The organism is Streptomyces sp. NPDC005820, from assembly GCF_040630255.1.
Taxonomy (GTDB): domain Bacteria; phylum Actinomycetota; class Actinomycetes; order Streptomycetales; family Streptomycetaceae; genus Streptomyces.
Genome location: NZ_JBEXXE010000013.1, coordinates 241,412 through 249,216 on the forward strand (window position 1 = coordinate 241,412; position 7,805 = coordinate 249,216).

Below are 7,805 nucleotides of genomic sequence, written 5' to 3' on the forward strand. Positions count from 1 at the left end.
GTCCTACTGAGCCTCCTGCTCGCTGTCCGGGACCCGTGCCGCCCACATCGGCAGCCGCTCCGCCCGTCGCACGCCCTCCCCCACTGCCTGAACGGCGTGGGAGGCACCCCCACCGATCTTCCGGGCCGGCCGCTCGTTCCGGCCGCGCAGCGCGGTCTGCACCCCGTCCCACAGCGTGCCGTCGGTCCGGTCACGCGGGTCGGGGTCGATCAGCACCACACCGATCACCGGTATGTGCTGGTCCGCGAGCTGGCGCGCCACGGTGTGCAGCCAAGCGGCGCTGCCGTGCCCGGCCCGCACGACGAGCACCGTCCGGGTGCCGAGGTACTGCAGATCGGTCCAGGCCGTGCCGGGCGCCACCGAGCCGACGCCGAGCCGGCGCCCCTGGTGCGACCCGGCCTCGGCCTCCTCGCCGGTGACCACGGTCGGGTCCCCCTGCTTCGGGCGGCGGCCGGAGAGCCGGCGGCCGGGCAGACCGTCGACGACGACCACCGGCCCCTCCGCCGCCAGTGCTCCGGCCAGGTCCAGGGCGATCCCGCTCGTGTGACGCGCGCACCCCAGTTCCAGCAGCGACACGGGTTCCGCGGAGCCGCGCACGGCGCGGGCCAGGGACGTGGTGAGCCGTTCGCGTGCCGCCCGGACCGGGCGGCGCTGCCATCGCCCCGCCGCCCGGTGCGGCAGCTCCGCGATCACCGAGGCGCCGAGGTTCGCGGCGATCTCCCGGCGCAGCACGGGACGGTCCGCCACCACCGCGCCGACCGCGGCCACCGCGAGCCCGAGGAAGAGCCCGAGGAAGAGCCCGATCCCGGCGTCGGTGACAGCGGCCTTGGGCAGGGAGTGCGGCACCAGGTACGGGGCGTCCACGATCTGCGTGCCGGCGACGAGCCGGGGCGTACCGATGCTCGCCTCCCCGGCGCGCTGACTGAAATCGGTGATCTGCGAGGTCAGTTCGGCGCGGCGGGCGTAGAGCGACTCCAGGTCCGCCGACGACTGCTGCCCACCCTCCTCCGTACTGTCTCCGATCGCCTTGTTGACCTGGGCCAGTTGGGCCTTGAGCTGGTCACGCTGGTCGAGCAGGGCCTTGGCCTCGGCGTGCGCGGACTCCTGAATCCGCCGCACATGGTCCGCGACGAACGCGTCGGCCAACGCCTTGGCGCGGGCCACCGCTTCCGCCTCGCTGCCACCGGTCACGGTGATCTGCAGCACGTTGTTGGTCAAACCGGCACCGCTGTAGTCCCGCATGAAGTCCTCGACTTTTTCCTGGGACCCGAGGGACTTCAGGGCATTGCCGGCGATCCGCGTGGTCTGCAGCAGCGCGACGTCGGTGCGGATCAGCGTTCCCGGGTCGCTCGGCTGGTCGTCCGCATGCGCGACCAGCACCTTGGTCACCGCGGTCGGCGGCTGCGGCAGCAGGAACGCCACCGCCGCGCCGACGAGCAGCCCCAGCAGCGCGAGGGAGCCCCACAGGCGGCGCCGCCTGCGCACCGCCGCCACCAGGCCCTGCAGATCGAGCAGTGGAGCGGCGGCCGACGACTCCGGAGTCGTACTCGTCGTCACCCTGTGACCCCCGTCGCGTCGTCCAGTTCGCTCTCGAAGGCCGTGAGCGCCGGCGCGGCGGCTTGCCGGGGGCGGCCGGCCGACCGCGCCGCACGGACCGGACCGGCGAGGACGACGCCGACGACCGTGTGCTGGGCGTCCGCACACGCCTCGGCGATTCCGGCCAGCTCCCCGGCGGTCCAGCTGCCGACGCTGAGCACCACCAGCGCACCGGACGCCTGGCCGCGGTCCGGCACCATCGGCCGGGACACCGAAACCGCCACCGCGCGCAGCAGCGGATCGGTCCCGGCCTCGACGACGAGCTGCGCCGCGGCCCGGCGGGCGGTCTCGTCACCCTCGGGGAAGACGACCAGCAGCCGCCGCGGGGCCGGCTGCTGGTCCCGGAGGCGGGAGCACACCCGCCGGTAGCGGATCTGCCTGCTGGCCTCGTCCCCGGATGTCTGCGGTGCCGGGATGTCCCACCGGACGTCGAGGCCCAGCAGCCGGCGGATCCAGCCCCGCGGGCCACGGCCTCCCGGCCGGTGCGTGGGCCGTGCGACGGGTACGTCGACGGTACCCAGCAGCGCCGCCCCCAGCGCCGCGGTGATCTCCGGTTCGCCGCGCAGCCGGTGGCTCATCCGCGCGGCGGTGAGATGGCCGATGACCGCGCACAGGAAGAACAGCAGTGCTCCGCCGGCGATGAGCTGCGCCCTCGTCGGCGGTGCCTCGCCGGTCGGCCGGGTCGCCGACCCCATGACGACCATGTTCTTCGCCACGTTCTCGGCCGGGTCGGCCTGCTGCAACGTGTTGATGGCCTCCCGCAGTGCGGTGCGCAGCTTCTCCAGCTCGGTGCGGGTCTGCACGCTCTCCACGGTCTGCCCCGGATCGGCCGCGTCGGCCAACCGGCTGATACGACGGCTGGTGTCCTGCACCGACTTCTGCAGCGCGGCGAGCTCGTCCGTCGCTTCGGGGTCGGCGCTCTCGCTCGCGATCCGTGTGGCGTAGGAGACGAACTCCTTGGCCACCTGGTCGCAGAGCCGCTGTGCGCGCTCCGGGGTGTCGGCCGTGCCGGAGATCTTGATGATGTTCCCTTCGGTGGCCTTGGCGCTGACCTGATCCCGCAGATCGCTGCTGCTCACCCCCGGCCAGGCGAGGGTGGCCGCCGCGCGGTCGACCACCACCGAACTGGTCGCCACCTCCGTCTGCGTCAGCAGCTCGCGCTCCTCCCACGTCCCCGGCAGCAGCACCGACGCCGAGGTCGTGTAGCGCGGCGGGAACAGCACGGAGGCGCCGTAGCCGACGAGCGCACCCACCAGGGCCAGGAGGGTGAGCAGCCGCCAGCGACGGCGGATAATCCGCCCGATCGTGACCAGGCGTATCGTGTCATCGCTCAATGGTGCGGCCCTTCCCCTTCCCGGTCCGGGTCGCGCGCCGGCCCCGCGGCCCGGTCACGGCAGGCGGCGGCGTAGGCGGCGAGCAGGGCTCGCTGGGAGTTCCGCCAGGAGAGCGGTCCGCCGATCCGCTCCTGGCCGATCTTGCCCATCAGGGCCCGCTTCTCCGGATCGTCCATCAGCTGCGCGACGAGCCCGGCGAACTCCGACTCGTCGTTGGCGGGCGCGTAGACGGCGGCGTCACCGGCGGAGACGCGCGCCTCCTTCAGGTCGAACGACACGATCGGCCGGCCCATCACCATGTACTCGAGGACCTTGTTCATGGTGGACACGTCGTTGAGCGGATTGCGCGGGTCGGGGGAGAGGCACACGTCCGCGGTGGACAGGTACCGCGCCAGGTCGGCGTCCGGAATGCGCCCGGTGAACTGCACCTGCTCCGAGAGCCCGAGCCGCCCGGACAGCTCCACCATCGCGTCGAAGGAGTCGCCGGCGCCGACGAACACCGCGTGCCAGTCGGTCCGCCCGAGCTCGTCGCGCAGCTTCGCCAGGGCCCGCAGGGCGTAGTCGACGCCGTCCTGCGGACCCATCACGCCCAGGTAGCACAGCAGATGGGGCTTGCCGCGCTTCAACTCCGGCTCGGGCGGCACGGGGTGGAACCGGTCGACGTCGGGTGCGCTGCGCACCACGAAGACGTCCTCCGGCCGGCGGCCGCCCCGGCGCACCGCGACGTCCCGGTAGCTCTCGTTGGTGGCGAGCACGACGTCCGCGGCCCGGTAGGTCATCCGTTCCAGCGCGCACACGGCGCGGTAGAGCAGGTCCTTGCCGCGGTCGAACCGCGAGAGGTACAGCTCGGGCACCAGGTCGTGCTGGTCGAAGACGAACCGCGCGCCGCGCCGCTTCAGCCACCGGGCCGGCAGGAACAGCAGGTCGGGCGGGTTGCAGGCGTGCACCACATCGACCGGGCCGACCTTGCGGGCCAGCCGCACCGTGTGCCAGAGCGCGGATCCGTACTCCCGCAGGTAGCCGGCCGGCCCCCCGGTGGCCGCGCGCAACGGGTAGCGGTGGATCCGCACCCCGTCGATCTCCGCCTCCGCCTCGGTGTCCCGCTTGCTCCCCCGGGGGCAGATGACGTGCACCGTCCAGCCCGCGTCGCGCAGCGTCGTGCACTCCTGCCACACCCGCCGGTCGAACGGCACCGACAGGTTCTCCACCAGGATCAGCGCGCGCCGCTCCCGCCGGCCGCCGCCGGCCGTCTCATCCAACGCCGTGTCACCAAGCAAGGCCCATGTACCCCGGTTCGGCCCGGCGCTTCTCGGCGTCGGGAAGGCGGATGAGGTCGACGATCACCGGGCCGTCGCCGCCCTGGGGCAGCGCCGACAGCACGGCCGGATCCCTGCTCCCGACCAGGCACACCTCGGCGTGCTCGAGGACCTCGTCGACGGAATCCGCGAGCAGCTGCGCGAGATGCGGCAGCCGGGTCTCGATGTACTCGCGGTTCGCGCCGAGCAGCCGGGACAGGCTCACGTTGGCGTCGTAGATCTTCAGGTCGTACCCCTTGCCGAAGAGCCGCTCCGCCAGCTCGACGAGGGGGCTCTCGCGGAGGTCGTCGGTGCCGGGTTTGAAGGACAGTCCGAACAGCCCCACCCGGCGTCTGCCGGTGCGCTCGACCAGCTCCACCGCGCGCTGCAGATGGTCGGAGTTGGAGGGCAGCACATGGGCGAGGATGGGCACCGAGACGTCGGCCCGCTGCGCCGCGAACACCAGGCTGCGCAGGTCCTTGGGCAGGCAGGAGCCGCCGAAGGCGAAGCCGGGCCGCAGATACGCGGGGCTGATGTTCAGCTTGCGGTCGGCCAGGAACACGTCCATCACCTGGTGCGAGTCCACCCCGAGCGCCTGGCACACCGCGCCCAGTTCGTTCGCGAAGCCGATCTTCAGGCCGTGGAACGCGTTGTCCGCGTACTTGATCGCCTCGGCCGTCGGGATCGGCACCCGGAACACCTCGCCGGGCAGGCCCTCGTACAGCGCCAGCACCGCGTCGCCGCTGGCCGGGTCGAGCTCGCCGACGACGGTCTTCGGCGGGTCGAAGAAGTCCCGCACGCTCGTGCCCTCGCGCAGGAACTCCGGGTTGACCGCGACCCCGACGTCCACCCCGGCGGTGCCGCCGACGTACTTCTCCAGGATCGGCACCAGCAGGTTCAGACAGGTGCCCGGGAGCATGGTGCTGCGGAAGACGACGGTGTGCCTCCCACCTCGCTCCGCCAGCGCGGCGCCGATCTCCTCGGTGACCCGCTCCAAGTAGGTGGTGCACAGGCTGCCGTTGGGCTCCGAGGGCGTGCCCACGCAGACCAGCGACACCTCGCTGTCCATGATCGCCTCGCGGACGTCGCCGGTTGCGCGGAGCGCCCCGGACCCCACGACCTCGGCGATGAGCTCGCCGATCCGCTCCTCGACCACCGGGGCCTTGCCGTCGTTGACCAGGTCGACCTTCACCTGGTTGACGTCGACCCCGATGACCTCGTGCCCCATGCTGGCCAGGCACGCGGCCGACACACAGCCCACGTAGCCGAGCCCGAAAACGCTGACCTTCATGACCCGTTCCTCCCCCGCACAGGCCCGCGCGGGCCTGCGGTCCGTGCATCGGCCGGACGACGATTTCCGCCCATCAGTAGGCTCCCTGCCCGTAGAGCACCGCTCGCAGCGTCTTCCACAAGATCACCGTGTCCAGGGCGAGCGACCAGTCCTCCACGTACCGAAGGTCCAGCCGCACCGCCTCCTCCCACGACAGGTCGCTGCGTCCGCTGATCTGCCACAGACCGGTGAGCCCGGGCTTGACCAGCAGCCGCCGCTTGATGTCCGGGTCGTACGCGGCGGACTCCTCCGGCAACGGAGGCCGCGGACCGACGAGCGACATCGATCCGGTGAGCACGTTGAACAGCTGCGGGAGCTCGTCGATCGAGTACCGGCGCAGCACGGTGCCCACCCGGGTCACCCGCGGGTCCCGGCGCAGCTTGAACAGTGGGCCGGCGCCCTCGTTGCGGTCGGCGAGCGCGGCACGTGCCCCGTCGGCCCCGGCGACCATGGTGCGGAACTTGAGGATGGTGAACTCGCGGCCGTCCTTGCCGACCCTGCGCTGGCGGTAGAACACCCCACCCCGGCTGTCCGACAGCACGAGCAGCCCGACGAACACCATCAGCGGCGCGAACACCAACAGCAGAATCGTTGCGCCCAACCGGTCCACGACTGCTTTGACCGCCCTGCGGCCCCCGGTGAAGGTGGGCATGCTGACCCGCAGCAGCGGTATCCCGAGCACCGCGTCGACGTGCAGCCGGGGGCCGGCCACCTCCATCAGCACGGGCGCCACGACCATCTCGGCGTCGGTGCCTTCGAGGTTCCAGGCCAGCCGCTGCAGCCGGTGCGGTGACCAGTGCGGGTCCGGTGTGACCGCGACGACACGGTAGCCGTCGCCGTGGACGTGCTTGGCGACGTCCCCCAGCCGGCCGACGACCGGCACTCCGTCCAAGTGGTCACCGTCGAGGCCGGGACCGTTCGTCGTGCACACCGCGTCCACGCGCCAGCCGAGGTGCGGGAACTTGCGGGTGCGGGTGATCAGGTCGCGCACGGTGGCCGGGCTCCCGGCGGCGAGCACCGGTCGCAGGCACTGCCCTTCCTTGCGCTGCTTGTGCAGCCGAAGGCGCAGCAGATACCGCGCGGTCATGGTGGTGAGCGCGATCGTGGGGATCGCGACGAAGATCCAGAGCTTGATGTTGCGCGAGGTGAGGGCGATCCCGCCGAGCGCCAGGACGACGGTCGCCGTGAACAGCGAGCGTCCGAGCCGGCGGAATTCCTCGGCGCCCTGGCCGAGCACGGCCGGAGCCCACGCCCGGCTCACGGCGAGCGACCCCAGCACCAGCAGCTGGGTGCCGAAGGCGAGAATCCCCCACTTCTCATGCCAGTTGGCCGCGTCCCGGACCCCGAAGAAGTTGCCGATCCCGGCCACCACGACGGCGGTGGTCACGGTGTCACTGGTGACGACGGTACGGCGGTACCGCTGCTCCCAGTCGGTCGCGGGCTGACTGATTGCCCCGTTCGCCAGGCGCCCGCGCGCCGAAGGAAACGGGCTGACTATTCCCCCTTGCCGCACAGAACCCCCCAGGTCCCCAGTGGCTCGACGTGTTCGCCCAACACTGTTCCTCCCCCCGGGAGGCCCCCACCCTCCCGTTCTGTCGCTCCCCGGGAGGCCCCCGCCTCCCGCGCCGCGCTGTTCCTCTCCCCGAAGGAGGCCCCCGCCTCCCGCGCATGAGATGTCGGCTATCGCAGAGCTATGTGAACAACCCGCCCTCGTGACGGCAGGTTCGTGTGTCCTGCCGGACTGTCGAGGTGCGCGGGAACCCGCTGAAACCATGGATGCTCCCCGCACCCAAGGCCCCCCCTCGGGTTCAAAGAATCGATCACCCCCATGCCCGGCACCGGGGACGCGACTGCGGGCCTTCCGCAGCGCCGGACCTATAGATCGTTAGCGGTCGCCTCGTGTCCGAACAGCTGAAGCACGGTCAATCTAGACCATCGGGGCCCGGTATGAAGAGAGGATGTGTGTAATTTGTGTTCAAGCTTTGAGACTTGATCCACTGATCGACGAGCGGCTCACAGGCACCTTTACGCCACCCCACGCACCGGCGGCCCGCCCGCCCCCGCGCGGGACTCGGGCCCGGCAGCAAGCGGCGCGCCGTAGTAAGCCTTTTCCGGACAACACGGCGCGCGACTCGATCGCGTCGGTGGGGCGGCCTCAGTCCTCGCTCGGTGCTGCGGGGAGCTTGGCCTGGATGAGGTCCATGACGGTGGAGTCGGTGAGGGTGGTGACGTCGCCGAGTCGGCGGTTTT

Annotated in this window: 5 protein-coding genes; all 5 read right to left on the minus strand. The window is 71.7% G+C overall.

Annotated features, from left to right (window positions below):
- Positions 1–3: 3 nt before the first annotated feature.
- Positions 4–1,557: a Wzz/FepE/Etk N-terminal domain-containing protein gene (locus ABZ464_RS18535; RefSeq protein ID WP_359277937.1), complete on the minus strand. Its 1,554-nt coding sequence runs from the start codon at positions 1,555–1,557 to the stop codon at positions 4–6.
- The gene (locus ABZ464_RS18540; RefSeq protein ID WP_359277940.1) at positions 1,554–2,930 is read right to left on the minus strand and encodes a Wzz/FepE/Etk N-terminal domain-containing protein; all 1,377 of its coding nucleotides are present in this window, start codon (positions 2,928–2,930) and stop codon (positions 1,554–1,556) included. The genes ABZ464_RS18535 and ABZ464_RS18540 overlap by 4 nt, the downstream gene beginning before the upstream one ends.
- Positions 2,927–4,207 (minus strand): glycosyltransferase family 4 protein, encoded by a 1,281-nt coding sequence (locus ABZ464_RS18545; RefSeq protein ID WP_359277943.1) that lies wholly within the window; start codon positions 4,205–4,207, stop codon positions 2,927–2,929. Before ABZ464_RS18545 ends, ABZ464_RS18540 begins: the two co-directional genes overlap by 4 nt.
- A complete protein-coding gene (locus ABZ464_RS18550) occupies positions 4,197–5,516 on the minus strand; it encodes a nucleotide sugar dehydrogenase (protein ID WP_359277946.1) in 1,320 nt (439 codons plus the stop codon). Before ABZ464_RS18550 ends, ABZ464_RS18545 begins: the two co-directional genes overlap by 11 nt.
- 73 nt (positions 5,517–5,589) lie before the next feature.
- Positions 5,590–7,053: a sugar transferase gene (locus tag ABZ464_RS18555; RefSeq protein WP_359277991.1), complete on the minus strand. Its 1,464-nt coding sequence runs from the start codon at positions 7,051–7,053 to the stop codon at positions 5,590–5,592.
- Positions 7,054–7,805 lie beyond the last annotated feature (752 nt).